Annotated in this window: 1 protein-coding gene; it reads right to left on the bottom strand. The window is 42.4% G+C overall.

The genetic code is table 11. The features are described from left to right. Positions 1–8 precede the first annotated feature (8 nt). On the bottom strand, positions 9–1,231 hold a 1,223-nt coding region (locus JGK07_RS33000), incomplete at its 5' end, for a transposase (RefSeq protein ID WP_366934351.1).

The following is a 1,231-nucleotide window of genomic DNA, read 5'->3' as shown; positions in this document are numbered from 1 at the left end:
ACCTCTGCCTAAAGGCGAGAGGATTCTTGCTTCAGTGGGATTCCGACGAATTTACCCTCGGCAAGCATCTTGACCGTATGCCCTACGGCTGCAAGTCCTCTAATTAGAACTACTTGAGCTGCTGCAACATCTCTATCGGTTGTATAACCGCAATTTGAGCAAGTATGAGTACGCTCAGCAAGCTCTTTTTTGCCTGTTGCGACACCGCAATTTGGACAAATCTGACTGGTTTTCTTAGCATTCACTTTTTGGAAGTACACCCCGCGTTTCCAACAGGTTTGTTCCAAAATAGTGAAAAATTGACCCCATCCAGCGTCTAAGCAGTGCTTGCCCAGCATCCCTCTGGATAGTCCAACTAAATTTAAGTCCTCAACAAATACCATCCCCACATCATTGCAAATTTGATGAGAGATTTTGCGATGCCAATCTTTTCGACAATTAGCAACGTATTCGTGCAAAAGAGCAACTTTTTTTTGAGCTTTGCGCCAATTATTTGAGCCACTGCGCTTTTTACTCACACGTTTTTGCAGCAATTTCAGCTTGCGTTCTGCGTCTATAAAAAACCTTGGCCGCTTGACTAAAAGACTATTAGAAGTTGCTATGAAATTAGTAACGGTCAGCATTAGATACCAGCCGGATGCACGATTTACTACCCGTGCCTGCTTAATAATTCCACCATCGGGAATCGCTCGGGATTGCCAAAATCTTACCCAGCCAATTACAGGCAGTTTGACACTACTATTTTGAATGGGGTTTAAACTTAGTTGTGGAAACACAAAAGACCTCATGGTTCCCCTTTTTTTGAATCGGGGAAATCCGTGGTTTTGTTCCCACATACTTACAAATGCCTTTTCTAGTCGGCGCAGCACTTGTTGTAAAGCTTGAGCATTGATACGTTGTAATGCAGGGCTGGTTTTCCTGTATGCAGTTAAGGCTTTACATTGAGTTGAGTAAGTTGGTCTGGGTGTGTCAGCTCTGATGATGAATTCCGAGCGCAGGGAACAAGCGTCAATCCGACATTTTCGGGAATTATACCAATCTTTACGTTCTTGCAGGGCATAATTATATACCTTGCGACATTGTTCCAACCAATCCTCAAATATTGCTACTTGTGTTTTTGTGGGTTTCAATTTGAATTCATAAGTCAGATTGAACACTTGCATCACCTCCTTGTTTGATTTTACCCAATTTCTACAAAATGGCAACAGGATTTCTAGAATAAAGTAGTCCT

This window comes from Microcoleus sp. PH2017_24_DOB_U_A (assembly GCF_020738205.1).
Taxonomy (GTDB): Bacteria; Cyanobacteriota; Cyanobacteriia; order Cyanobacteriales; family Microcoleaceae; genus Microcoleus.
The sequence above is the reverse complement of the archived record's forward strand: the minus strand, read 5'-3'. Positions and strand labels throughout refer to the sequence as shown.